Annotated in this window: 20 protein-coding genes; 10 read left to right on the forward strand and 10 right to left on the reverse strand. The window is 42.3% G+C overall.

The window, feature by feature from the left end; translation table 11 throughout:
* Window positions 1-7 precede the first annotated feature (7 nt).
* Genes V7M80_RS08525 through V7M80_RS08550 form a run of 6 tightly spaced genes read left to right on the forward strand, consistent with a single transcriptional unit; the run spans window position 8 to window position 6,986 of the window.
* A complete protein-coding gene (locus tag V7M80_RS08525) occupies window positions 8-1,204 on the forward strand; it encodes a glycosyltransferase (RefSeq protein WP_333695459.1) in 1,197 nt (398 codons plus the stop codon).
* Window positions 1,205-1,211: 7 nt separating this feature from the next.
* Window positions 1,212-2,339, forward strand: coding sequence for an NAD-dependent epimerase/dehydratase family protein (locus V7M80_RS08530; RefSeq protein WP_333695460.1), 1,128 nt, complete (start codon window positions 1,212-1,214; stop codon window positions 2,337-2,339).
* A gap of 6 nt (window positions 2,340-2,345) precedes the next feature.
* Window positions 2,346-3,587, forward strand: coding sequence for a glycosyltransferase family 4 protein (locus V7M80_RS08535; protein WP_333695461.1), 1,242 nt, complete (start codon window positions 2,346-2,348; stop codon window positions 3,585-3,587).
* A gap of 4 nt (window positions 3,588-3,591) precedes the next feature.
* Window positions 3,592-4,740 carry a hypothetical protein gene (locus tag V7M80_RS08540; RefSeq protein ID WP_333695462.1) on the forward strand — a complete coding sequence of 383 codons (1,149 nt, stop codon included), beginning with the start codon at window positions 3,592-3,594 and terminating at the stop codon, window positions 4,738-4,740.
* Window positions 4,741-4,743: 3 nt separating this feature from the next.
* Window positions 4,744-5,835, forward strand: a complete 1,092-nt coding sequence (locus tag V7M80_RS08545) for a hypothetical protein (RefSeq protein WP_333695463.1) — start codon at window positions 4,744-4,746, stop codon at window positions 5,833-5,835.
* Window positions 5,832-6,986: a glycosyltransferase family 4 protein gene (locus V7M80_RS08550; protein ID WP_333695464.1), complete on the forward strand. Its 1,155-nt coding sequence runs from the start codon at window positions 5,832-5,834 to the stop codon at window positions 6,984-6,986. The genes V7M80_RS08545 and V7M80_RS08550 overlap by 4 nt, the downstream gene beginning before the upstream one ends.
* A gap of 157 nt (window positions 6,987-7,143) precedes the next feature.
* Here the strand turns inward: V7M80_RS08550 and V7M80_RS08555 are convergent, their stop codons facing one another.
* From V7M80_RS08555 to V7M80_RS08565, 3 genes are all read right to left on the reverse strand, one after another.
* Window positions 7,144-8,235 carry a hypothetical protein gene (locus V7M80_RS08555; protein WP_333695465.1) on the reverse strand — a complete coding sequence of 364 codons (1,092 nt, stop codon included), beginning with the start codon at window positions 8,233-8,235 and terminating at the stop codon, window positions 7,144-7,146.
* A 315-nt stretch (window positions 8,236-8,550) separates the two neighbouring features.
* The gene (locus tag V7M80_RS08560; protein ID WP_333695466.1) at window positions 8,551-8,781 is read right to left on the reverse strand and encodes a helix-turn-helix domain-containing protein; all 231 of its coding nucleotides are present in this window, start codon (window positions 8,779-8,781) and stop codon (window positions 8,551-8,553) included.
* Window positions 8,782-8,784: 3 nt separating this feature from the next.
* Complete coding sequence (locus tag V7M80_RS08565) at window positions 8,785-9,321, reverse strand: DUF2975 domain-containing protein (protein WP_333695467.1); 537 nt, start codon at window positions 9,319-9,321, stop codon at window positions 8,785-8,787.
* A gap of 319 nt (window positions 9,322-9,640) precedes the next feature.
* Between V7M80_RS08565 and V7M80_RS08570 the strand changes: the two genes are divergently transcribed.
* The gene (locus V7M80_RS08570; RefSeq protein WP_333695468.1) at window positions 9,641-10,555 is read left to right on the forward strand and encodes a hypothetical protein; all 915 of its coding nucleotides are present in this window, start codon (window positions 9,641-9,643) and stop codon (window positions 10,553-10,555) included.
* 33 nt (window positions 10,556-10,588) lie between these two features.
* Window positions 10,589-11,959, forward strand: coding sequence for a metal-dependent hydrolase family protein (locus V7M80_RS08575; protein WP_333695469.1), 1,371 nt, complete (start codon window positions 10,589-10,591; stop codon window positions 11,957-11,959).
* Between the two features lie 96 nt (window positions 11,960-12,055).
* On the opposite strand, the gene V7M80_RS08580 is transcribed toward V7M80_RS08575, so the two are convergent.
* The 7 genes from V7M80_RS08580 to V7M80_RS08610 form a co-directional block, all read right to left on the reverse strand.
* On the reverse strand, window positions 12,056-12,763 hold the full coding sequence (locus tag V7M80_RS08580; protein ID WP_333695470.1) for a hypothetical protein: 708 nt from the start codon (window positions 12,761-12,763) through the stop codon (window positions 12,056-12,058).
* Between the two features lie 328 nt (window positions 12,764-13,091).
* Window positions 13,092-15,305, reverse strand: a complete 2,214-nt coding sequence (locus V7M80_RS08585; protein WP_333695471.1) for a multicopper oxidase family protein — start codon at window positions 15,303-15,305, stop codon at window positions 13,092-13,094.
* Between the two features lie 9 nt (window positions 15,306-15,314).
* The gene (locus tag V7M80_RS08590; RefSeq protein ID WP_333695472.1) at window positions 15,315-15,863 is read right to left on the reverse strand and encodes a DUF2911 domain-containing protein; all 549 of its coding nucleotides are present in this window, start codon (window positions 15,861-15,863) and stop codon (window positions 15,315-15,317) included.
* A gap of 15 nt (window positions 15,864-15,878) precedes the next feature.
* Window positions 15,879-16,592 carry a heavy-metal-associated domain-containing protein gene (locus V7M80_RS08595; protein WP_333695473.1) on the reverse strand — a complete coding sequence of 238 codons (714 nt, stop codon included), beginning with the start codon at window positions 16,590-16,592 and terminating at the stop codon, window positions 15,879-15,881.
* A 93-nt stretch (window positions 16,593-16,685) separates the two neighbouring features.
* Entirely contained in the window at window positions 16,686-17,246 is a 561-nt protein-coding gene (locus V7M80_RS08600; RefSeq protein WP_333695474.1) for an AraC family transcriptional regulator, read from the reverse strand.
* Window positions 17,247-18,113, reverse strand: coding sequence for a DUF3347 domain-containing protein (locus V7M80_RS08605; protein WP_333695475.1), 867 nt, complete (start codon window positions 18,111-18,113; stop codon window positions 17,247-17,249).
* Between the two features lie 124 nt (window positions 18,114-18,237).
* Window positions 18,238-18,609: a hypothetical protein gene (locus V7M80_RS08610; RefSeq protein ID WP_333695476.1), complete on the reverse strand. Its 372-nt coding sequence runs from the start codon at window positions 18,607-18,609 to the stop codon at window positions 18,238-18,240.
* Window positions 18,610-18,885: 276 nt separating this feature from the next.
* On the opposite strand from V7M80_RS08610, the gene V7M80_RS08615 reads away from it, so the two are divergent.
* Window positions 18,886-19,221 carry a hypothetical protein gene (locus tag V7M80_RS08615; protein ID WP_333695477.1) on the forward strand — a complete coding sequence of 112 codons (336 nt, stop codon included), beginning with the start codon at window positions 18,886-18,888 and terminating at the stop codon, window positions 19,219-19,221.
* Between the two features lie 365 nt (window positions 19,222-19,586).
* Window positions 19,587-25,412: a fibronectin type III domain-containing protein gene (locus V7M80_RS08620; protein WP_333695478.1), complete on the forward strand. Its 5,826-nt coding sequence runs from the start codon at window positions 19,587-19,589 to the stop codon at window positions 25,410-25,412.
* Window positions 25,413-25,552: the final 140 nt, after the last annotated feature.

The raw sequence follows: 25,552 nt of genomic DNA on the forward strand, positions 1-25,552 counted from the left end.
ACCTTACATGAAAAAGCTCTTATTTGTTACTTGGGATGGTCCTCAAACCCGCTATATGGAGGGGTTGTTTATGCCCATTTATGCCCGGTTGCAGGCTGAAGGCGGTTTGAGTTTTCACGTTTTGCAGTTTACATGGGGCGATGCGAATCGCGTGGCCGAAACCCGAGCTCATGCCGATGCTCTAGGGATTGCCTATACTTCTTTTCCGATATTGCGAAAGCCGCATCCGGCTTTGGGGTCGTTGTTGACTTTGTATCGCGGGTATCGTTTTTTGAAGCAGTATATAGCCACCCATCAGATTGATGTGGTGATGCCCCGTAGTACGTTTCCGGCTATTCTAGTCAATCGACTGCCTCGAACCGGATTTCAGGTTCTGTTTGATGCAGATGGCTTGCCTATAGAAGAACGGGTTGATTTTTCGGGCTTGTCGCCTCAGAGTCGCACGTATCGTTGGTTTAAGGCCGAGGAGCGGCGGATGTTGTTGGGGGCAGATGTTGTGATTACCCGTTCGCAAGCGGCGATAGCTGTTCATTTGCAAACCCTTGGCGAGGCCTATCGTTCCAAGTTTCATGTGGTTTACAACGGTAGGGATGCCCATTTTTTTAGTCGGCAACCGGAGCAGGCTTTGTCCTTGCGAAAGGCCTTGGAGATACCCGCCGATGCTTTTGTTTTTGTGTATTGCGGTTCGTTGGGGCCTCAGTACGGTTGGGAAGCCATGCAGACTATTTTTGCCCGATATCGGGAAACGCAACCGAATGCTTATTTTTTAATTTTAACCGGAAATACGGAATTTGCTATCCGTCATACGCCTGCGTCGCAGGCTTCGCATACGCTTATTCGCAGTGTTCCTTTTGCTGAGGTTCCGGCTTATCTTTCTCTGGCACAAGTGGCTTTTGCCTTGCGGGAGCCCAAGCCGAGTATGCGAGGTGTAGCTCCTATAAAATTGGGGGAATATTTGTTGATGGGTTTGCCCACAATTGCTTCGCGAGGGATAGGGGATACGGAGGATTTGTTGCGAGAAACCCCGCATTGTTTCCTTTGGGATGCCCAACTTACACCACCGGATTATGACGGTGTATTGGCATGGTTGCAAACCTTGTCAACGGCAGATCCTACCGCTTTGCGGGCTACGGGATTGCAGTATTTTACGCTGGAGCAAAGTGTTGCCAGTTATCAAAAAGCTTTTCATTCTCTTTTCAATTAGTTGTTTTATGAAAAAAAATGTACTTATCACCGGAGGTGCCGGTTTTATTGGGTCTAATTTGGCTCTTCAATTGGTAGCTCAAGGTTACTCTGTTACGGTTTTGGATAATTTATCGGAACAAATACACGGAACGGATTCGACTTTGTATGCTTCGATACGCGATAAAGTTCGATTTATTAAGGGCGATGTACGCCATGCACCCGATTGGTATACCGCTTTAGAGGGGCAACACATTGTCGTGCATTTGGCTGCAGAAACCGGAACGGGTCAATCGATGTATGAGGTTCAGAAGTATGTAGATGTAAACATCAACGGAACGGCAATTTTTCTGGATTATTTGGTTAATCAGCCGCATACCGTAGAAAAAGTAGTGATTGCTTCTTCACGGGCTATTTATGGCGAAGGGAAGTATTTTTCGGAATCGCATGGTTTTGTTTATCCTACGGAGCGGGCAGAAGCCGATATGTTGCGTGGTGATTTTGAACCCAAGTGTCCGTTTTCCGGAGGGGCATTGACTTTACAAGCTACAGATGAAGAATCAAAAATACATCCTTCTTCTTTGTATGGTATTACCAAGCAAAATCAGGAGCAAATGGTATTGAACATCTGTAAATCTCTGTCTATACCTGCCGTAGCGTTTCGCTATCAAAATGTATACGGCCCTGGGCAATCTTTAAAGAATCCTTATACCGGAATATTGTCTATTTTTTCAACTCAAATTCGCAACGGCAATTCTATTTCTATCTTTGAAGACGGGATGGAGAGTCGTGATTTTGTGTATATTGACGATGTGGTTCAGGCTACTGTTTTGGGGATAGAAAGTGATGCTGCAGCCTATGAAGTATTTAATGTGGGTTCCGGGGTAGCTACTCCGGTTTTACAAGTAGCCGAAACTTTGAAATCTTACTATGGAGCTTCGATAGCCATACAGGTTACGGGGAATTTCCGTTTGGGTGATATCCGCCACAATTATGCCGATTTGACCAAAATTAAAAAAGTATTGGGATTTGAGCCCCGTTTTGATTTTGCAACCGGTGTTCGTCGTTTTGTGGATTGGGTTATTTCTCAGGATGTCATGGAAGACCGCTATTCACAATCAATAGCTGAAATGAAAGCCAAAGGCTTATTTAAATAAGAAGGTATGCGATTTGTTTTTTTTGGAATGAATGATTTCTCGCATGAGGGCGGGGGTACTATCCGGATGTTGGGAATCTTGAATGAGTTGGCTGCATCGGGTCACGAAGTGGTTTTTATTTCCAACGTACAAGCACCTGAGAAGTTGGCTGCTTTTCATCCTTCGATATCTCATGTGTATTTGTCTTATTTGTTTTCCCGACAGGATAAACGCATTTTTCAAGGCTTGTTGGGCTTGTTGCCCGTTTTTCTTTTTACGTTGTTGTATGCTCGTTTTTTCAAGCGACTTAAGACCGTTATGGCTCCTTATCAAACCGCTGATTCGGTTTACTTTTTTGAGTATTTGGATAATTCCATAGGGTATTGGTTGTTTCAAAAAGGGTTGATTCGTGGGTATGTTAATGATTTGCACGGCGTTGCTACATTGGAGTTCAAATTTCAGGCCCAATTGGCCACCGGTTTGCTTCAGCGAATTCGGTTTTATATTAAGTATTGGGTTTCCAATCAATTGGATTGTAAAGTGTTTACCAAGGCTCACGGACTTATTTTTGCGAGTAAGGCTATGCAGCAGTATTTTGAACAGCAGTATCCGGCCGTTTCCGTAAAGAAAAATTATATTTTGCCTTATGTGTTGAGTTCGGGTGCTTGTGACAGTCCGGTAGATTTGGTTTTGCGAGAGCAATTGGTTACTCAGTTGGGGATTCTGCCACAGCAACGCGTGGTGCTGTTTGCCGGGGCTTTTAAGAAAACCGGTGGTGTTCCCGATTTGATTGCCGCTTTTGCTTCTGTTTCTCGAGAGCATTCTGATTTGCGATTGCTTTTGGTGGGAGATGGACCTACCTATGCCGAATGTCAGGAAGCGGTGCGTCATTACGGATTGGAATCGGTGGTAACTTTTATCGGTCGAATTCCGTACACCCATTTGCGTACCTATCAAGATTTAGCCCATGTAATCGTGTGCCCCGATAAGCAAAACGTTTATTCGGAATTGATTGTACACGTGAAGTATTTGGATGCCTTGATTTCGGGTAAAGTGGTTATTAACGGAAGTTTTAAAAGTGTAGTTGAGCTTAATCCTGATGATTTTTTATCTTTGACTTTTACCCCATCGGATGTTTCGCATTTGGCTACCCAATTGTCTTATGCTTTAACCCATTTGGAGGCCTTGCAAAAGCGTTATGCCGGAACACCCGCTTATGTGTGTGAATCGTTGACCTATGCCTCGCATGTAACCGTTTTAAGTAGTTAGTTGTATGGATTTTATAGTGCTGTTTTTGATTGTTGTTTTGGGATTGGGTTTTGTACGCCTGTTCAAATCCCGACTATCTCCTACAGCCTTATCGCATTTGCAACTGCTCTGGTTTTATCATGTTGTTTTTGGCATTTACTATTGTTTTTTTATTCAAGGTGACGCTATTGGGTATTGGGAAGTAGCTAAACGATTGAACTATACGGAGTTCTTATATGGTTTGACGCAAAAGGGGACTTATTTTATGTTCTCTTTGAATTATTTCCCGTCTCAAGTGTTGGGGCTATCCTATTTTTCGGGTACGCTGTTGTACAGTTTGATTGGTTTTATGGGCTTGTGTTTTTTTTACGTAACCTGCTATCAACTGATACCGTACAATTCTTCTTTTATGGGGTATGCCTTGTTTCCTTTTCTGTTCTTTTTGCCCAATTTGCATTTTTGGAGTTGTGCTGTAGGTAAAGATACGCTTTTGTTTTTTGCTGTGGGAGCTTTTGTATACGGTTTGCTACAACCTGTTAAGCGTTTACCCTTGCTGCTTTTGGCTTTGGCCGTCTCTTATTTTGTACGCCCGCATATTACCTTGTTTTTGGCTTTGTCATTTGGAATTGCTTATTTGTTGAGTTCTAAAGTGTCTACTTTTCAACGCGTGTTTTTTACTTTGGTCTTGTTGGGAGTAGGAGTAGCTATTTTGCCAACCGTTCTTGAGTTTGCCCGAATTGAAGAAGCTACATTTGACAGTTTTTCGCAGTTTTCGTCTTCGAAATCGGATGTGTTGAGTCGGGCCAATGTGGATACGCGAATTGACATTTCGAGTTATCCTTTTCCGCTGAAAGTTTTTTCGTTTTTGTTTCGTCCTTTCTTTTTTGACATCAATGGGATTCCGGCTGTATTGGCCTCTTTTGAGAATTTGTTGTTGTTGGTATTGTGTTTTAAGGTGGTTCGTCAAGAACTACGAAGTACTTTCTTTCAATCGCCTTTTGTATTGAAAGGGTTGGTTTTGTTTTTGATTTTTGGGACTTTGGCCTTTTCACAGTCGCTTGGAAACATCGGGATTATGATACGCATGCGTAATATGTTTTTGCCCGGGTTGTTGCTGTTTATACTTTGGTCTATGTCCTACCAGCAAGCTCAACAAGCTTCCCGAACGGTCTGATCTATGAGGACATTTCCCTACATTCCCCGCGTATTTTGGTTGCTGTTGGCTTTCTATCATTTGCTGCTTTCTGCAGTGGCCTATGTCTATTTGGAAACCCATGATGGCGATGCCTATTTGTATTGGTTTGCCCAAGGGAAACCGGTAGGCTCCTGGTTTTCCTATTTGGGGTTTGGAACGGATAGCATTTTGTTTTTGAATTATCCGTTTGCACAAGTCTTGGAGCTCCCTTTTTGGATGGGTTCTCTGTTTTACAGTGCCCTAGGATTCTTGGGGATTGTTACTTTTTCCCGCTTGTTTTTGGCTTTATTGGGCGACACCTTGGCTCATCGGTGGGTTCGCTATTTGGTCTATTTTGTATTGCTTTTACCCAATCTTCATTTTTGGACCGGCCTTATTGGAAAAGAGGCTCTGGTTTTTTGGGGATTAAGTACTTTGTTTTGGCAAATGTACCAACAACGTTACCGCTCCTTTGCTTTTGTTTTTTCGCTCCTTTTGTTGGGGGTTATCCGACCGCATCTGGTACTACTTTTGGCTTTGGCTTTTGGTGTAGCCGTTTTGTTATCGCATTCCTTTACGTTCCGCGTTAAACTGCAATTGGCTTTTGTGGTATTGGGTGTTGCGGTTTTGGCTTTTTATCCGGTTTTGCAACTCACTCAACTGTACTATTGGGATTGGGAGCGGGTGGTTCATTTTAATGCCTTTTCCCGTCATTCGTTTCAACATGCCCAATCCTATATTCCTTTGGATTCGTATGCGTTGCCTGAGCAGTATTTTGCTTTTTTATTTCGCCCCTTTTTTGAATCCTCTGCCTCGGTTTATTCTTGGGTTCTCTCTATTGAAAATGCCTGGGTTTTATTATTGCATCTGATAGGGTTGCCTCTTCTTTTTTATTATTATCCCAAAGGGCGGTTGGCTTTTTGGTTTGGTTTTGTGCTACTCTTTACGGTACTGGCCGTTGGGGTGTATTTGCAACGCTATTCTGCTTTGGGTATATTTGTACGCACAAAAATTCAATTTCAACCATTTGTTTTGTTACTTCTCACTTGGGGATTGTCCCGTTTGGTTCTTTCTCCCAAATCTTCAGCTGTATGAAATCGTTACCTAAACTCATTCGTATTACTACTGTTCCGCTTTCGTTAGACAAGCTATTGGAAGGGCAACTACGCTTCATGTCGGCCCATTATGCCGTAACGGCTATATCGGCTGAACCGGAGTATTTGGCTCGCGTTGGGGAGCGGGAAGGGGTGGCTGTACATTCGCTACCGCTAACCCGTAAGATTACCCCTTTGCAGGATTTGTGGTGTGTGCTATTGCTCACCGTTTATTTGTTGCGCGTGCGGCCACAGATTGTACATACCCATACGCCCAAAGCGGGATTGGTGGGGATGTTGGCAGCCCGATTGGCCTTTGTACCCGTACGGATGCATACGGTTGCCGGATTGCCCTTGCTGGAAGCCACAGGATTTAAACGCCGGGTATTGGAATGGGTGGAGCGTTTTACCTACCGTATGGCTACTCAAGTTTATTCCAATTCGGAGGGTTTACGCACGCTGATTTTGGCTCATCGGTTTTGTGCTCCCCATCGCATCAAAGTGTTGTGTAACGGCAGTACGAATGGGATTCGAACGTCTTATTTTTCCCGTTCGGCTTTGGGGTCTTTTTCCCGAGATGCCTTTCGCGAGTCGTTGGGTATTCCTACCGATGCTTTTCTTTTTGTCTTTGTGGGTCGGTTGGTAACCGATAAGGGCATCAACGAATTGGTAGGTGCTTTTCGCAAATTGACTTTAGGGAATCCTTCTATTCGTTTGTTGTTGGTTGGTCCGTTGGAGCCGGATTTGGATCCGTTGCATCCCGATACTTTGGAGGCGTTGGAGCATTGTTCTACCTTGTTTTCGGTAGGGTATCAGTCGGATGTACGACCCTATCTTGCGGCTTCGGATGCTTTGGTTTTTCCGAGTTACCGCGAAGGGTTTCCCAACGTCGTTTTGCAAGCCGGGGCCATGGATTTACCGGTGATAGCTACCGACATAAACGGATGTAACGAGATCATCTTACCGCAACAAAACGGTTTGTTGGTCCCTCCAAAAGACGAGCGAGCCTTACTGGAAGCTATGTTGCGATTTTTGGAAGAACCTGCACTCCGGGAAGCTATGGCTGCTCAAGCTCGGGAATTGATTGTTTCCCGGTATGAGCAAGCGGTGGTTTGGGAAGCGTTGTTGGGGGAGTATGGGGGTAGTCTTTAGTGATTAGTCCTTAGTGCTTAGTGCTTAGTCCTTAGTTCTTAGTCCTTAGTGATTAGTGAATAGTTTTAAGTTTTGGGTTATGGGTTATGGGTGAAGAGGGTTTTCGTATTTTGTATTGAATTTGAGAGTAGTTTATAGGTGTGTGGGAGTGCCTATGTCATACTCTATTCGCTTCGTGAATTGTTTGTAATGCTCCGATAGCTTCAAACACTTCATCTTGGTTTTGTTTTTCAATCCACCCTTTAGTTGCCAACTCTGTTCTTACTTGGTCTTCCGTTTTGTCTTTTACTAGGTGATAGAAAGCAAAGTCAACCACTTCCGGCGGTACTCTTTCAAGTTGGAATGTAGATAGATTTCTAAGGAACGCAAAAAGCGAGACATAGTAGGTTATAACCAATTGAACAATCCAATGCACAATGAGGCCTATCCATCCGGTATTTGTATTTTTAAATTTGAAACCGTATTCCCATTTTATTTTGAGAAATTCCAGGAATCCTATTCGTTCCAAATGGGTTTCATATACTATTATTTCGTATTGAAAATAGAGATTTAAACCATAGGTTAAACCCACGGTTCCCAATACAACATAATAAAGTTTGTCGTAATCGGTGAAATTGGACCATTTCATCCAAAACTTAAAACTAAAACCTATGGCAATCCCAACCAGGAACTCAAACAGTCCGATAATGTAAAGTCCATTAATTGAAACCTTGGCGAGTAAGAAGGCTATTACGATTGAGAGTACTACACATCCTATTACAGGAATGTAAAATTGGGGTACTCTTGTTTCTTTAGGTTGTGGGAGTGATTCCGGAATTACATAATCGTCCCAATTGTTTACCGATTCTTTTTCGTTAACTAGATTTTGAAGCTCTGCCTCATTATAAGATTTTTCTGTTTCTTGAAATGCATATATAAAAAGTTTGACCCGCTTTGAGTTTCTGCCAAAATCCCACATTTCATTACCCAAAGAAACACTTTTAACCCTGATTTTTCCGTATTCAAATGTTGCTGTAATTCCCTCTGTCCAACGCTCATTACCTAGCGATTTTTCCTTTCTTTTGGCTTCAATTGATTTGTCATCTTGATAAACGATGTCCCAATCTAAATTTTTACATGTTTTTTCGGCAATGGCACAAAATTCTTTTGCACTTCGTCTGGTGGTAAATTCGGTATTGTAACTGGGTGTCCAAGCGATACTGTGTTTCTTTTTAATTGTTTTTTCGTATTGTTTGAATTTGTCTTCCATTAGTAGGGGTTATTTTTAATCGTTTTGTTAAAGTTTATCAGCTTTCTCATTGGTACAGATCGAACCAAATGTTGGCTTATTGCTAAGATAGACAATTTTGATACCTAAAAAAATTTTATTTAAGAAAATACCTTCAATGTGTGCCTACTTTTTTTAGTCCTTAGTGAATAGTCCTTAGTCCTTAGTTCTTAGTGAATAGTCCTTAGTGCTTAGTGAATAGTCCTTAGTGCTTAGTCCTTAGTTATCAGTTTTCAGTTGACCGTTTTCAGTTGACTGTTTTGGGATGGGGTTTAGTATGTGCCTTTTTTTAGTTCTTTAGGGATTTGACGGGTTTATGGGTTCATCATTTACGTATTCTAATATATCTCCGGGTTGGCAATTTAATACTTCGCAAATGGTTTCTAAGGTACTGAATCGGATTGCTTTTGCTTTTCCGGTTTTTAAAATGGATAAATTGGAGAGCGTTAGCCCCACTTTATCCGAAAGTTCGTTTAATGACATTTTTCGCTTTGCCATCATGACATCCAGGTTTACGATTATAGGCATGGCTTATACAGTTAGGTCGTTTTCGTTTTGCAATTCTATCCCTTTTTTGAATACCTGAGCTATGATGTATAAAATTGCAGCCATCATGAGAAATGCCGGGGTATCACTCCAGAAGTTTGCCACATCGCTCACTTCGTAGCCTTTGTGGATGAGGTGAGTGGTGTATTTTTGAGCTATGAAACTCAGTACGGCAATGGCCACTGCTTCGTAACTTATTTTTTCAATTCGGTTCGCTATTTCTCTATCAAATGGTTTTACCCAATTTAGTTTTAGAAAAATTTTGATAACCAAGTAAAACAGGTACGCTTTAAGAATGGCTCCCATTACTACAAAACTCATTAATCCTGTAAAATGCGGATATTGGTTTTCATACATGTCTGAAAGGTCTAATCCTTTGTACAAGTTTTGGCTCACTACCGGATTGAAATAAGCATAAATCCAATTAAAAATTAAGGCTCCGGCCTCAATGCAAAGTCCTAAGAAAATAATCCAAGACATGACGTGCAATCCTTTTAAAATAGTCTCATTGTTTTTTGACATCGCTCTATTGATTTAAAATTAGATGGCAAATCTACACATTATTTATTGATAAACAATAAAAAAATGTAGAAAAACAAAAAAATTTTGTTGAATAGGCTTTTTTTAGTCCTTAGTTCTTAGTCCTTAGTTCTTAGTTCTTAGTTCTTAGTTCTTAGTTTTCAGGGATTGGTTGTGGGATTAAACAATTGCTAATTTTTTAGTTTCGATGGTGGAAAATGATTTGGATTGCAAAAATTTTCCTAAATTTGAGAAACATCCCTTATTTATTATCCGAACTTCGGTTTTGTAAGGGGGTATATTTACAACTAACTGTTTTTTTATGCGGTATTTCTACCCCGGACTTCTATTTTATTCTCAAAGAAAATGGCTTTCGAGAAGTTGGTTAACCCTTGTGTTTTTACTAGTTTTTGGTGTGCTGCACAGTCAAAGCCCGCCGCAGTCATCTCAATGGCTTAATGTGTATACTTTGCACCCTAACCGCTCCCATCAGTTTAAGCTTGTGGTACCCGGTGGTAGCGAAAAAATTAAGTTCAAAGCCGGATGGACCCTAACCGAAACCCGTGCCGGAATTACCATTCAACGGGTATTGGAACAAGACACCTTGGTTACTATACCTCGAGACCGTTTGGTGCCCCTTACTTCTCCTTGGAAAATGGCAGCTCTTAAAATCTCGACCGAATCTCCCGGAAAAATTTACTTTCAACCGGTTCCTTTTCTAGACCCATCGGATGCTTTTTTGAATCAAACGCTTTACCTTTCTTTGCCCGTCAACGAGGAGCTGTGGGTTACGCATTGGCACACCAAGTGGAGTGCTATAACTATACCATTTTCTATCCGACCGGCTATTGGAAACCGAATTCGGAGTCAGGTAACCAGTGAGTTCAAAGTAGGAACTGCCTTTAGTTTGAATCATGACTGGGAGTTTTATAAAAACCGAGGATTGGCTATTAAAACCCGAACGTATGGCTTTTCATTCGGATTGGGTTTTGGCTTGGGACGTGTTAAGCTTGATGAAGGTTCGACGCTCTTGTCTGGGGCTTCGTATGAAAATGACGAGGAAGGTCTCATTCTGTTTGTTACACCCGGATTGGGTTTTAACATCCGCGGATTCAAAATTTTAGCATTTTACGGTTGGGATTTGGGTTTGACTCAAAATACCAACGATTGGAATTACAATGGCAAACCCTACCTTGGTGTAGGTTTGGGATTTGATTTTTGGACCCTTAAACGTTGATTTTTTTAATATGCTCATTTAAAAACACACAGTATGACATTCAATAAACCGCTATATGCACCCCTACCCATGGTACTAACCGTACTGTTGTTTGCCCTTTTTTCGGGGAATTCGGCTCAAGCTCAAGCTCTTTCCCAAGCCGTTTTATTTCAAAATGTTTCGGTTTTTACCGGATCTTCAGAAAAACTCTTGACCCACCACTACGTTTTGGTTCAAGGGAATCGGATTGCCTCTATTTCGGCTATTCCTCCTGAGATTTCGGCAGATACTCAAGTTATCGATGGTACCGGTAAAACTTTGATACCCGGTTTGATCGATGTGCATGTGCATCTCATTTTTGGAGCTTTGACGATGCGGGATATGATGACTCCGGATGTTCAGCCCGAGGATTTGTATGCCAAAGTCTATGAGGCTTCGAAACAGACCTTGCTGCAAGGTTTTACTTCGGTTCGGGATGTGGGCGGACCGGTTTTTGCCTTGCAGAAAGCTATTGATGCAGGAACCGTTCAGGGTCCGCGAATTTGGCCCTCGGGTGCTATGATCAGTCAGACTTCGGGTCATGGCGATTTGCGTACTCCGGATGAACGTTCCCGACGGTTTTTTGGTCCCATATCACGTGCCGAAAATTTTGGAGCTACTTTTATTGCCGACGGTCGGGATGAGGTGCTTACGGCTGTACGAGAGAATTTGCGTTTTGGAGCCAGTCAGATTAAATTGATGGCCGGAGGCGGTACGTCATCGGCCTATGACCCGGTAGATGTTACGCAGTATACTTTTGATGAAATGCGAGCAGCTGTTGAAAGTGCCGAAGATTGGGGGACGTATGTAACGGTGCATGCCTATACGCCCCGAGCCATTCAAAGGGCCATCAAGGCCGGTGTAAAGTGTATTGAGCACGGACAGCTTTTGGATGTGGAAACCCTTCGACTCATCAAGAAACATAAAGTTTGGTTGAGTACTCAATATTTGGTTGAAGATACACCCGATATGGATCCGTTGCGAAGAGCCAAGCGAAAACCGGTTATAGACGGTCAAAAAACCCTGTGGCCCTTAGCTAAAAAGATGAAAATTCAATTGGCCTGGGGAACCGATTTTCTATTTGAGCCTTGGTTAAATGCCGAACGGAATGCCTATTTGGTCAAATTGAACACATGGTTTACTCCATTTGAAATTTTAAAAATGGCCACTTACGACAACGGACGTTTGTTGGCTCTCTCGGGGAACCGGAGTCCTTATCCCGGAACTGTTGGTGTAATTCAGGTGGGAGCTTTGGCCGATTTGATTTTAGTAGACGGGAATCCCTTGGTCGATATAAGCTTGATAGCCCAGCCTGAAGCCAAATTCTGGGTCATCGTCAAAGACGGACGGATTGTGAAAAATCGTTTTGAAACGCGGGGGTTTTAGTTTTTAGTCCTTAGTTCTTAGTGAATAGTCCTTAGTGCTTAGTTGTTAGTTGACAGTTGACTGTTTTTGGTGGTGGGTGATGGGTTGTTTGAGGGATTATGTTAAGAAGGTATATAACTTATGGGCTATTGTTCTCCATGCTTGCGTATCAAAAAAGAGAACTTCCATGGTGTGTTCCAAAATGATCGCCAGACCTACATATAAAAGAGAAGGGTGAATTTTTCCATTTGTAAATTTATCCCAAGCCCAAGAAATAAGAATTAAACTATCGGCTAGAACCACAGCAAACCAAATTTCCGGGTTTTCAACAGTTGGGAAATAATGTCTAAATCTAAACCATGCCGGCCATAAAATAACTATGGTTGACAACAGCATCAATCGTTTATGTACATCCGGCTTCTTTCTGTAAACCAAAGCCGCTATTACTAGGGAAATAAACATGATTGCAGTGGTTACGTTGCCTACAATTCCTGAAATTGCAGTTTCGCCCAATCCGAGATTTAACTCCTTTTCAACTGCATAAAGTCCAACGGGTATTATTGTAAAAGCTGTTCCTAAAGCTATAAAAAATCCACACAAACCCCATTTTATGTGTGTTTTATATCTTTTTGTTTGTATGAAAACAGATTGCATTGTAAAAAGAAGCACCCACAAAAAAGCTAATATGGCATGAATGTAAATACTAACCGGAGCTCTAAAACTTCCTTCACTCAAAGGTATCAGGAAGGGTTTTGCAAAGCCTATTGCAATTGCCATTAGCCCTATCAGCCCAATCCCACTATATAAAGTTATTTTGTGTTTCAATTTTTGTTGTTGAAATTTTCTGTTGCTGTATTTGCAAATATAGTGAAGTTAGTTGGTTAGTACTTAGTGAATAGTCCTTAGTTCTTAGTGCTTAGTCCTTAGTGAATAGTCCTTAGTTGACAGTTGACTGTTTGGGTGGTGGTGGATGGGAGAACCTTTGAACCTTAAAGGAAGAGGAGTAGTGGTTGATTTTTTTTACTGCATTTTAACAGGTTTTGTAGTTGTGTGGTTTTAGCAAGGTGAAAGTTTATTGACTCTCTGTACTTCATTTAAAAGTTTAGCTGAAGTGAAATCGAATTGTATTTTCTTTTTTTACAAATGAATTGGTTTACTTATTAAAAATTAATCCTAAACCGAAGCCCATATCGCTGTCATAATGGGTTCTAAATCCAAAGTTTTGGGTTGCGATATAGTTTAGTCCAAGCATATATTCCCGGTCTGTATTGACCATAAATGCTGCTCTAAATCGTTTTGAAACCGGAATATCTTCTCTTCTTAACTGTACCCTCACATTTCCATCCTGATAGATTTCTGTTTGCAGAATGACAAGAAGCGGAAGGGTATAAGCAACACCCAGACTAAATTGTGCCCGATTGTCTTTGGTATTGGTTTGACCCAAAAGATTTTTTTCTGACTCCCGGTGTTTTCTGTAACGCCAATCAAACCCCACAAATGGCATCCACCATTGATTTCTACCCAAATACCTTCCCAAGTGCGTTTCAACTTCATAACCGTGCCTGTCATGATATCCCAATCGCCATTCTGTATTCAAACTCCATCGGGTATTTTGAACCATTGCCATTCCGTCGTTTCCATTGGTGGCAAAGTCATTTTGGAACATAAAGTGCGGTTCGTTACTTTCACGTTGTAATTTTTTGTACCCCCATTTTTTGTCCGGTAATAATGGATTGGGTTCTTGATTTTCAGTGCTAAACACGCGATTCATACCGGCCATCATGTGGTAGAGAATATGACAATGAAAAAACCAATCGCCCTCTAAATTAGCCTCAAATTCTATAACATTGGTTTCCATGGGCATAATATCCATAACATTTTTAAGCGGAGCATAATCTCCTTGCCCATTAATCAGTCTAAAGTCATGACCATGCAAGTGCATGGGATGCCGCATCATCGAGTTGTTGTAGAGCGTAATCCTTATGATTTCTCCTTGCTTTATCAAAATTTTATCGGTTTCGGCCAGCACTTTGTTGTCCATGCTCCACACATAGCGGTTCATGTTGCCGGTCAATTCAAACTTCAACTCTCTGACCGGTGCATCTTTGGGTAAAGTCGTTTTGGTAGGCGATTTCAGCATGGCATAATTCAAAGTAACAGTTGCCACCCCAGTCCTCCCCGAAGGAGAGGAAGCTACCTCAGGATACATTACCGCATTCATATCCATTTGTTGCAACGACATGTCCATTCCCATATCGTTCATGGTACCATCCATTCTCATCATATCGTTCATCATGTTCATCCCTTCAAAATAATTTAGTTTTGGCAAGGGATTTATCAATTGTTTGATACCTTCCCCAATATAGAGGGATACAGAGCCCGAACGGTCTTCGGGGGTGGCCATGAATTCATAGGAAGTATTTTCTGCCGGAATGCCAACGATTACATCGTATGTTTCTGAAACCCCGATTATCAATCGATCTACTTCCACCGGTTCTACATCATTTCCGTCATTGGCAACAACGGTCATTTTTCCCCCTGCATAGGTTAGCCAAAAATAGGAAGAAGCACCCCCGTTTGAAATTCGCAATCGCACTTTATCACCCGCTTTAAATTGAGAAAGTTGGCTTTCAGATGTTCCGTTTATCAGGAATTTATCATAATAGACATCACTCACATCCATGGCCAACATTCGTTTCCATTCATTGGTTAGTTTGGTTTTAAAATGTCCTGCTTGGATAGCTTCACTGTAACTTTGAACCGCGTCTTTTTTTATGGCAAACCAATCATTGGCGTTGTGTAACATCCGGTGGATATTTTCGGGTTTCATGTCAGACCATTCACTCAACATGATGGGCACATACGGTAAATCGTCTATGCCTTTTCTAAAAGTAGGATCATCCTTCCGCTTTAATAAAACCATAGAGCCATACATGCCTATTTGTTCTTGCAAACCGCTGTGACTATGATACCAGTGTGTCCCGTTTTGAATAATGGGAAAACGATACACATGGGTCGTATTCGGCTCAATTGGCATTTGAGTCAAAAACGGAACGCCATCTTCTTTATTGGGCAAATACAGTCCATGCCAATGCATGGATGTACTCTCTTTGAGTCTGTTGTGTACGTGAATTTCGGCTATATCACCTTCCGTAAAGGTAAGTGTCGGCATCGGAATTTGTCCGTTTACCGCAATGGCTCGTTTTTCTTTTCCTGAAAAATTGACGATAGTGTCTTTTACATACAGGTCATATCGCACTACTTTCCCCGGGGTGGTCGGGTCTTGTTGTGCGTAAGGATTTTGAAGGGTAGTGAATACCCCTAAAATACACAATACCTGTTTTAAAAATTTGATATTTTGAATCATTCGTTTTGCTTATTGATTTTCAAAATCAAATGAAACGCTTAGAAACTCCCAGGTTACGCTTATCCGGCCTTTTCGATCGGTTAAAGCCTGAACTTCATAAGTAAGTGCCTCTGTGATTTTTTTATTTTTTTTAGGTTTTACGGTTAGCCTAATGATATCAAGCTGTTCGTCATAGTTATCTGCCAAGTGCATATTCCAATTTTGATTCAGAATCACGATCCATTCTTTTTTGTCGGGAATGGTAAAGAAGCCGTACTTTCCTTTCGGAACGAGTTGTCCGTTTATTTTCACATCTTCCGAAAATTCAATCCAGGTAGCCGAATGAGCACCTGTTACCCACACTTGTCCATAGGCAACCAAACCGTTCCATATATTTCGACCCCTCACACTGGGCGAGCCATAATCGATGTGGACATGATTGTTGCCAACCATTTCCATAGCTACAGCTCTTGGGCTTTTTGGTTTGGCGGTACTATCTGTTTTTGTATTGTGGTGGTCGTGCTGCGCAAAACCTTGAAATGACATCAATACAAGCGTGAAATAGACGATAATTTTCATATTGTTTTTAAATTTTTAAAATTGATAAAATACCATTAGACCACTCATCACTATCATGAGTGCATCTTCAATAATAGTTACGGTGCTCATTGGCAAATTGAACACTGCACCTAGACAGGCACATTGAATTTTCTTTTTGTTTAATACCGATTGCAGTACCCCGATGATGCTGATGCTCATCACTATAAAGGTGATACTATTTGTAATCAGCGGATTAAAATTAACTAAAAAAGCTATTCCCAAAGCCAACTCCGTGAAGGCATAGATGTATGCCCAGGCCGGAAACCGCATAGCAATCACATCATACATCACATAACTTTCGGCAAAGCCTTTGAGGTTCAACATTTTGAAAAATGAAAATACCAAAAAGAAACCCGCCATAAAATGTCGCATCCATTGCATCCCCTCAAAATGATGATTGGTTAACTGAACCAACGTTGTGACCAAAGTGATGTACATGAATATCAACAAAATAGGCTTATAAGTTGCAAACCAACTCTTGGCTTGTTCAGTTACTTCGTTGTGATGTATAGCAGTCATCTGATATTTTTCAGGCAATGCTTTTTGCAGCTTATCTAATGGTATGTGTTTTTCCATTGTTATAGTTGCAGCATTTTCGTCTTTTGAAACGTCAACGCTCAGAACATGTTCAACCCCCATCAAGGCTGATTTTACTTTTGCTTCGCAACTGGAACAAGTCATTCCGGTTACATGATAGGTATGTACCATAATTTTAATTTTTAAAGGTTATTAATCAGGGTACAAAGTTCTGTTGCAGAATGTTTATTGTTGTTGTGATATTTTGGAATTCTGTTGTAACATTTACAAGTCTTCAATTTGTCTTCGTTTTTTGTCTTTCAACTGCTTGTAATGGGAGGGCGAAAAACCCGTTACTTTTTTGAATTGATTACTCAAATAGGCTACACTGCTGTAATGCATCTGAAAAGCAATTTCATTCAACGTCAATTCATCATACAGGAGTAACTCCTTAACCTTTTCAATTTTTTGCTGAATAAAGTATTTTTCAATGGTTGTGTCTTCTACTTCCGAGAACAAATTGCTCAGCGATGTATAGTCTTGAGCCAAATGGCTTGATAAAAACACAGAAAGATTAGTGTTCAGACGGGCATTATTTTGATGCACCAATTCAATAATCAAGGTTTTAATTCGTTCGATTAACCGACTTTTTTTATCATCGATTAACTCAAACCCATATCGTTTTAGCTGTTCGGCAATATTCCTTTTTTGAAGCTCAGAAATTGGTTCTGTAGTTTCCACCTCACCCAAATCAACGCTCAGCAGTTGAAGTCCGAGTTTTTCCAACTCAGACTTCACTACCATTTTACAGCGGCTGCACACCATGTTTTTGATGTATAACTTCATTTATTCAATGGTTTCTACTGTTTTACCACAAGTGAGCATCTTCGAACCATAATACGGGTTCTTCACGGCATTTTCCTTACTCAACCAATGGGCCCCTTTGCCGTTGTCTGCCATAGGGCAATGCTGATAATACACAGGTGCCTTCTGTTTGGATACTTTCAAGAGTTGATAGAGTTTTTCAGAAAGCTTCATCAAACGATCCCGCTGAAGCCCCAACTCTTTGGTAGCTTCGATGCGTTCGGCATCTTTAATTAAATCCTGCATCACCTTCATCCAAACCCCATGTTCTTCTGGGGTGAGTTTGTTCATTTGTACCTCCTTAAGTGCATTAAGCAATTCTTTGGCTTTTGCAGAAGCCAAATGGCCATCAGACGAAACCAAAGCATCTTTTAGTGCAAAATATCTCTCAAAAACTGCTGATAACTCAGCAACTTCCGGCTGGACATCACCGGTACTTTCAGTCTTTCCATCATGATGATGCATCGCATGGTCTTCACTGGTTTTTGATGCGGCCATTTCCGATTTTTTTATGCGGTCATATTGGCAACAATTCGGAAGTTTGGCATATACCTCGTCCGGTGCCAAAAATTGGTCGCTATCGTAACCAGCCAAAGCAATACGTTTCAAGATTTCATTTGTATTGGTCTTACTTGGGTCGTAGGTTAGTATAGCCATTTTGGAGTCTTTGATCCATTCAATTTGGGCTACTTTTTTTCTATTTCCGGCTTTTTCAATGGTAGTTTTACACATACCACAGTTCCCGTAAATTTTTACGCTTTCGGTTATAGCGTTTTTGATTTGGGCATTACACACCATAAACGACAGCATTACGGTAAATGCTATCCCTATTTTTATTGATTTATTCATAATTATTGTTTTTGTGAATCAGAGAAACAACAACTCTGATTCAATTATTTAAAGCTCATGATTTTGTCTGAATGCAAGAAAAATGCTTTCGATTGGACACACTTAGGGCTGTTACCCCATTCAATTAGCCTATTTTGGGTGGTAACCAAATGGTGAAAAAGGCTTTAGAATTAAGAAGGTCAAGGTAGTAAAAACTCGGTTTCTTCAATAGAACCTTTGCATGGGAAAATTCGATAGGAGTGGGGAGTAGGAAACTCATTTGATTTGAGGGGCATTGGCAATTTAAATTATCGCATTTTCCACTACACTTTTTTCCGTGTTTCATGCATTGTCCTTTTAATGAAGAGCAACCCTCTTTTTTTTCCATTTGAGTAACGGATGGATTCGGATCTTTTGTTTCAAATTTCACAGATTTTGCCTTACAAGCATATAAATCTGTTGGAGTCATACAGAAACCAATCAAGAGGAATAAAGCTATGTGAATCCATTTTTTCATACTCCTAATCTTATTCAAAAGTACAATTTTTTTTTTGAATTCATTGTTCAGTATATGAAGCACTTTCGGTTTTTAGTCCTTAGTCCTTAGTTCTTAGTCCTTAGTGCTTAGTCTTTGATTGAATCGGTATTTTGGCATTCGATGAAATGCTCTTTTTTTCCTCCTAACTTCTAAAGCGGGGTCTTTTATCGATTTTTGGTGTTGGTTATCGAAAAAAGCGGGTTGGCCTTGGCGGTGTGTGTAGTTTTACATCCGAAATCAAACCCCATGCTATTTATGAAAACTGTTTATTCTTTCTTATTTTTCTTCTTCTTCGCCGGTATGGTAGCTGCTACAGCTCAAACTCCTGCTCCTGCTGAAGCTCAAGAAACTGCTGAAAAGGTAGAGACAGTTGTAGAAACTCCAGCTGCTGCAGTAGCTTCTGTTGAGATGGCTTCTTGGTTTGTGGGAACATTGAATGCGGCTTCTTCGGCTACCGGAGCGGTAAAAGCAACCCGCAGTTTGGTTCCTTCTAAAAAAGAGCAGTATTTGCAATCGGGTATGTCGAACAAAACTTTATTGATTCGTTCGATTTTACGCAAAGCCGATGGTTTTGTAAATGCTACCGTATAATTGGTTTATAATACGTTCTGCTATTAAGTAGATGGCCCTATACTAGAAAGTTTACTTTCTATTATCTAAACCCTGAAAACCCTTCATATGAGGGGTTTTTTTATCCCTGCCACGTCATTTTGTTTTCGCCTTTTTGCCTTGTTGGTGTTGGTTGTGTATCTGTCTGAATTGTAGGATGCTTTTTAATTTTAAAATGCCGTTTATCGATTATTTTTGATTTTGGTCGAATTCTTCATTTTTTAATTCCGAATTGCTATTCGCAATCAACATTTAATGTATTTTTATGCTGGAAAAAACTGAATACTAGTCCTTAACGTTTTCGAGCCTTTGCTCGTAGTATGTTGGGTACAATAGACCCCGAGCCTATGAAATTAAGAATTACTCTTGCTTCGGCATGTTGGCAAGCCCCCTTTGTTTTGCGGGTTTTTTTGCTACTTGTCCTTGTATTGGGTCTTCCTCGCGGAGCCCAAGCTCAGGTTTCTTCCTATGGTTTTTCTGAAAACATTGTGGGTTATACGCCACTAGGTGCCGGAAGTACCGTGGCCTATGCGGCTCCTTGGAATAATTATGCCGGAACTCCGGCTTTTACCCCCTTAGGATTTACTTTTGTTTACGACGGTATTGCTTATACGGAATGTTTTATTAGTACCAATGGTTTCATCACGTTTGGAGCTACGCGTCCTGCCGCTACTAATGTGGGACCGTTAAACAGTACCAATACGTATGATGGAGCTATTTCGGCTTTGGGTGTCAATTTGTTTTCGGATACGGGTGCGATTCGATATCAAACTATAGGCACGGCTCCCAATCGCACATTTGTGGTGCAATGGGAAGCGGCCGTACGGGTGGCTCAGCCCGGAGCTTTAAATTTCCAAATTCGCTTGCAGGAAACTACCAATATCATTCAACTGGTGTATGGTTTTTGTTTTCCTACCGAAACGACCAACGTTGGGGTGCAAGTCGGACTCCGCGGCCTCAATAATACGTTTGCCCAAGGCAATGTTAAAAACCGATTGCAACCTCCGGCCAATGCTTTGAGTAGTTGGTTTCAAAAAACCACCGAAGGAACGGCCAACAATAGTTCCGTACGCACCAGTTTTGCCGATTTTCCCGATAACGGATTGGTATATACGTTTACGCCACCGCCCCCTTGTGTTACCCCTACGGGTGCTTTAAGTAATTTGGTGGTTGGGGGAACCTCGGTTACTGTGAATAGCTTTACCGGTAATAGTTTTTCTCCCGGAACTTCAAATGCCAATGGGTATTTGATTTTACGTAGTTTGGCGAATGAACCCCCTACTGCAGCCGATATTCAAAACCGCGTTTTTTATTCGGGTACTACCGGAATTTATACCGTAGTTTCTTCCGGTACGGCTACTACTTTTACCCAAACGGGTTTGGCCAACAATACTACCTATTACTATTGGGTAATTCCTTATAATTTCAATTGTTTTGGAGCTCCATTTTATCATTTGGCCGGTATGGTTAGTGGTTCGCAAACTACTTGTATTCCGGCTCCCGGAATTTCACCAGCTACCGCAGTGGGTGGAAATGAGTTTACTGCTAACTGGTCTGCCGTTGCCGGAGCATCCGGTTATGCTATTGATGTAGCTACTAACGCGACGTTTACCAATTTGGTTCCGGGCTATAGTAATTTTCCGGTTGGGAATGTTACTTCATTTGTAGTAACAGGATTAAATCCGGTTACGACCTATTATTACCGCGTACGAGCGATAGGTTTGGGCTGTGCCTTAACCAGTGGTTCTTCCTTTGCCACTACGACTTGTGGTTTTTACACCATTCCTTATACCCAAAATTTTGATACGACTCCTGTAAACGGCATTCCGTCTTGTTCTGTTGTGTCTGATGTGAACGGCGATGCCACCACTTGGCGTACGCAAACCATTAATGTGGCTTCGGCTCCCCGAGCGTTGTATATAAACAGTACGGCTTCGGTTATGGACGATTGGTTTTTTACCCCGCCCTTGCAATTGAATGCCGGAGTAACTTACCGCTTGTTTTTCCGTTACAACACCCAGCGAGTAGGAGCTACAGCCGAGAACCTTAGAGTTCGTTGGGGTAGTGGTCCCAGTGTGGGTCAAATGAATATTACTCTTTTAGATTTACCCAATATACTTAGTACACTTTACCAATCGGCGGTAGTAGATTTTACTCCCATTACCTCCGGTTTGTACAGCATAGGATTTCAAGGGTATTCTTTGGCCGGTCAAACCAGTATATCCCTAGATGATATTAGTGTTACGATAGCCCCTACTTGTTTTGAGCCCAAAGAAATTACGGTAAATGCTGTAGGAATTTCTACGGCTACTTTGAGTTGGTCTGAGCCTGAGCAAATTCCCTCTGTAGGGTATGCCTATTATGTATCTCCTTCCTCCACGCCTCCTACCGGAGCTACTGTACCCACAGGAACTACTACCGGAACATCTGTTTCATTAACGGGTTTGACATCGTCTACTACTTATTATTTTTGGGTTCGTGGGGTTTGTGGTCCCGGAGGCAACAGCGTTTGGAGTTTGGTACAGGAATTTAGTACCGATTGTGATCCTCCGTTTTTTGTGAGTGCTCCACCGGTAACCCGATGTGGGGTTGGAACTGCGGTTTTAACGGCTGTACCCAATACCGGTTCCATTACCCAATGGTATGCTTCTGCGGTGGGTGGTACTCCTTTAGCCAGCGGAACAACCTATACGCCTTCTTCCTTGTTAACGTCAACCACTTTTTATGTAGAGGCAGTTGCTTCGGGGGGGAATGTCACTTTAGGACCTGCTTCACCTAATGCCATTGGAGGCGATCGGAGTGCCTCTACTGTAGCTACTTTTAATACGATAGTTTTGAGTGAAGCTACTACTTTATTGTCTTTAGATATTTATCCGATGAGTTCGGGACAGGCGGGAACTTTGACCGTTCGCAATTCGATAGGTCAGTTTGTAGCTTCCTATAATTTTACGACCAATGTAGTAGGGGGTAGTACTCCGCAAACCCTTGCTTTGAACTTGCCTTTGACTTCGGGAACCTACAATGTGTTTTTGGATGTGGTTCCTACCTCGGGTTTGATTACCAATTTGGAAAATGTAGCTTATCCGTATACCAACTCGGTGGCCACTTTGGCGGGTAACGGATTTGACAATAACTTTTACATGTATTTTTACAACTGGAAATTCACTACAGTATGTCGATCGCCACGGGTTCCGATTTCGGTTACGCTAACGCCTCCACCGGCCTTAGGGATTAGTGCCACGGAAACCACGATTTGTAGTGGAGATATCACGGCACCGGTACTGGTTACCGGGTTGGGATCATACAGTACGTATTCTTGGTCTCCGGCAACAGGTGTTAGTGGCAATCCGGTTTCCGGATTTACATTTGCACCTACCGATACTACGGTTTACACGTTGTTGGCTTCGCAAACGTTTGGCGATTTTTGTGCCAATATTGTTACGTTTACCGTCCATGTCAATGTTTCACCGCCTCAGGTGTTCTTGAGTCCTGCTACGGCTACACTATGTGCCGAGTCGGTTCAATTGATTTCGGCCAATTTGGGAGCGGCTTCTCAGGTTCCCATTTTGAATTCCAATTTCAATGCGGGAGCCGGTGGATGGACTTCTATCAATGAATCTACCGGAGGTACTCCGGCTGCAGCGGCCTGGACACTTCGCAATAGTCCGTACCCCTATGCCTCGGCTTTCTGGAATGTGACCATGTCGTCTCCCGATGCGTCTCCCTTTTTCTTAACCAATTCGGATGCTCAAGGGTCGGCACCCGGTGTGCAAACCCGCACTATTTTGGAGTCGCCTCTTTTTAGTTTAGACGGATTGAGTACCGCTACTTTGACGTTTCGTCATTATTTGTTTTATATTTTTCCCAACACGGCTCGCGTAGAAGTGAGTACCGATGCCGGAGGCAGTTGGACTACCTTACAATCGTTTATTACCTCTCAAGGTTTGGCCAATTCGTTTGCTTTGGCCACTGTGAATATGACACCCTATGTGGGTCAGACCCAAGTTAAAATTCGTTTTTTGTATGAAGCTACCTGGGATTACGGTTGGGCTATAGACAATGTACTTGTGGCCGGAAACCCCATATTGAATGTGGTTTGGACGCCCATTACCGGTTTGTTTACCGATGCGGCGGCAACGGTTCCGTATGTAGCCAATACGCCCCTTGGGCAAGTGTATGCCAAGCCTTTGACTACCACCACTTATACCGGAACAGTAACCAGTGTAAACGGTTGTTTTACGTTGAATACGGCTACAGTAACGGTAGATCCGCAACCGGTGGGTGGTACTTTGAATGGCAATCAGGAGTTGTGTGGTGGGGTGAGTCCTTCGCCTTTGGAATTGACGGGTTCGTTTGGTACGATTGTCCGTTGGGAATCGGCTGATGATGCTTTGTTTACGGTAAATGTTACCCCCATTGCAGTTACAACGGCTACCTTAAATTCGGCTCAAATGGGTACCATTACCGGCATACGCTATTTCCGTGCAGTTTTGAGTAATGGGGTTTGTCCGGTGGTTTATTCTACGGTTTCATCGGTGGGTTATCCTAGTACGGTTTGGAACGGAACTGCCTGGAGTAATGGGTTGCCCAATGCTTCGCGACGTGCTGTTTTTACCGCATCTTATCTTTCTACCGGAGATTTAACGGCTTGTGCCTTGGAAATGGCAGCCGGAGTTACGGTTACTTTCCAAAGCGGTCATACCTTAACCTTAACCAATCCGTTGTTGGCTTCGGGTACACCCGGAACCGCTTCGTTGGTTTTTGAAAACGGAGCTTCTTTATTGCAAAACACAACTTTGCCCAATACCGGTACTATTTTTTACAGACGTAACAGTACCCCTATGGTGTCTTACGATTATACCTATTGGTCTTCTCCCGTTGCGGGACAAGTGTTGGGGTCGTTTTCTCCGTATACCAATATAGGACGTTTTTACATTTGGAATGCCACGGTGTACAACTGGCAATCGGTAGCGGCTACTTCTACTTTTGTTGCGGGTCGTGGCTACATCATTCGGGCTCCTAGTATCGCTCCTTTTAATACGGTTACGCCACATGTATTTAACGGTGTATTTCGCGGAGTTCCCCACAACGGTCCGGTTACGGCTCCTGTGGTACGATCGGGAACTAATGATATGAATTTGTTGGGCAATCCGTATCCGAGTGCTATTAGTGCCGATGCTTTTATATCGCATCCGGGTCATACCGGTGTGGTAGGAGGGACTTTGTATTTTTGGACACACAATACGCCGATAACCAATAATGTTTACACTTCGAATGATTATGCGGTGTACAATTTTACCGGAGGGGTAGGTACCCAAGCGGCGGTTTCGCCCGGAGCCAATCTTTCGGTACCCGATGGTACGATTGCAGCGGGGCAAGGGTTCTTTATGCGAGCTTTGAGTTCGGGAACGGCCCGTTTTGAAAATACCATGCGATTGGCCGGACAGAACACTTCATTTTTCCGAACGGCTCCTGCGGTTTCGTCTGCCGAGGGGGTTTCTAAAAACCGTTTGTGGTTGGAGTTAACCCACGATCAAGGAGCTTATAAGCAAATGTTGGTGGGGTATCTAGACGGAGCTACTTCGGATTTTGATGTATTGTATGACGGAGCGTATGTTTCGGGTAGCAATCCTGTGGGCTTGTATTCTTTATTGGAGGGTATGCCGCTTTCGATACAAGGAAAAGGCTTGCCTTTTGCGGTGGGCGATCGTATCCCGTTGGGCATGGTTACATCTTTTGCCGGGGCATTCCGTATTGGGTTGGCTCAGTTTGACGGTTTGTTTGTGAATCAAGCCGTGTATTTGGAAGATTTGCACTTGGGACTTGTGCATGATTTGAAACAAGGACCTTATGATTTTACTACGGATAGCGGAACTTTTCACGATCGTTTTGTATTGCGATTCCAGCCCGGTACTTTATCTTTGAACGATGTTTCGGCGGCTCAAGCCTTGGTATTTGCCCAATCGGGAGATTTGGTGGTACGGGTGCAAGGCGATGCTTTGTTGCAGGACGTTGTAGTATATGATTTGCAAGGGCGATTGGTGGCACGTCAAAACGGATTGAATCATACCGAAACCCGTTTGGAGCAACTGCCCTTGGCTACGCAACTGCTACTGGTTCAGCTTACTTTGGATTCGGGTGTGGTGGTTACGCAAAAAGTCCTTTTCCCATAAGAGTCTCTGTTTTTGTAGCTCAAATTCTACAACTTTATTCTTTAATTTCTTACTTTTTTATGTCGGATGTACGGCAAACGAGGTGCAGTTGGACTGATTTTTTGGTAATATATCGAAAAAAAATGGATGCTTGCATTGAG

Origin of the sequence: Flavobacterium sp., from assembly GCF_036759525.1 — a bacterium.
Classification (GTDB): domain Bacteria; phylum Bacteroidota; class Bacteroidia; order Flavobacteriales; family Flavobacteriaceae; genus Flavobacterium.

Bases quoted from the DNA above. Each gene is read 5' to 3' on its own strand.
- V7M80_RS08540 (WP_333695462.1), top strand. From the start codon at position 3,592: ATGGATTTTATAGTGCTGTTTTTGATTGTTGTTTTGGGATTGGGTTTT.
- V7M80_RS08530 (WP_333695460.1), top strand. From the start codon at position 1,212: ATGAAAAAAAATGTACTTATCACCGGAGGTGCCGGTTTTATTGGGTCT.
- V7M80_RS08545 (WP_333695463.1), top strand. From the start codon at position 4,744: ATGAGGACATTTCCCTACATTCCCCGCGTATTTTGGTTGCTGTTGGCT.
- V7M80_RS08550 (WP_333695464.1), top strand. From the start codon at position 5,832: ATGAAATCGTTACCTAAACTCATTCGTATTACTACTGTTCCGCTTTCG.
- V7M80_RS08600 (WP_333695474.1), bottom strand. From the start codon at position 17,246: ATGAAGTTATACATCAAAAACATGGTGTGCAGCCGCTGTAAAATGGTA.
- V7M80_RS08605 (WP_333695475.1), bottom strand. From the start codon at position 18,113: ATGAATAAATCAATAAAAATAGGGATAGCATTTACCGTAATGCTGTCG.
- V7M80_RS08525 (WP_333695459.1), top strand. From the start codon at position 8: ATGAAAAAGCTCTTATTTGTTACTTGGGATGGTCCTCAAACCCGCTAT.
- V7M80_RS08620 (WP_333695478.1), top strand. From the start codon at position 19,587: ATGAAATTAAGAATTACTCTTGCTTCGGCATGTTGGCAAGCCCCCTTT.
- V7M80_RS08595 (WP_333695473.1), bottom strand. From the start codon at position 16,592: ATGGTACATACCTATCATGTAACCGGAATGACTTGTTCCAGTTGCGAA.
- V7M80_RS08565 (WP_333695467.1), bottom strand. From the start codon at position 9,321: ATGTCAAAAAACAATGAGACTATTTTAAAAGGATTGCACGTCATGTCT.
- V7M80_RS08585 (WP_333695471.1), bottom strand. From the start codon at position 15,305: ATGATTCAAAATATCAAATTTTTAAAACAGGTATTGTGTATTTTAGGG.
- V7M80_RS08575 (WP_333695469.1), top strand. From the start codon at position 10,589: ATGACATTCAATAAACCGCTATATGCACCCCTACCCATGGTACTAACC.
- V7M80_RS08615 (WP_333695477.1), top strand. From the start codon at position 18,886: ATGAAAACTGTTTATTCTTTCTTATTTTTCTTCTTCTTCGCCGGTATG.
- V7M80_RS08570 (WP_333695468.1), top strand. From the start codon at position 9,641: ATGCGGTATTTCTACCCCGGACTTCTATTTTATTCTCAAAGAAAATGG.
- V7M80_RS08555 (WP_333695465.1), bottom strand. From the start codon at position 8,235: ATGGAAGACAAATTCAAACAATACGAAAAAACAATTAAAAAGAAACAC.
- V7M80_RS08560 (WP_333695466.1), bottom strand. From the start codon at position 8,781: ATGCCTATAATCGTAAACCTGGATGTCATGATGGCAAAGCGAAAAATG.
- V7M80_RS08535 (WP_333695461.1), top strand. From the start codon at position 2,346: ATGCGATTTGTTTTTTTTGGAATGAATGATTTCTCGCATGAGGGCGGG.
- V7M80_RS08590 (WP_333695472.1), bottom strand. From the start codon at position 15,863: ATGAAAATTATCGTCTATTTCACGCTTGTATTGATGTCATTTCAAGGT.
- V7M80_RS08610 (WP_333695476.1), bottom strand. From the start codon at position 18,609: ATGAAAAAATGGATTCACATAGCTTTATTCCTCTTGATTGGTTTCTGT.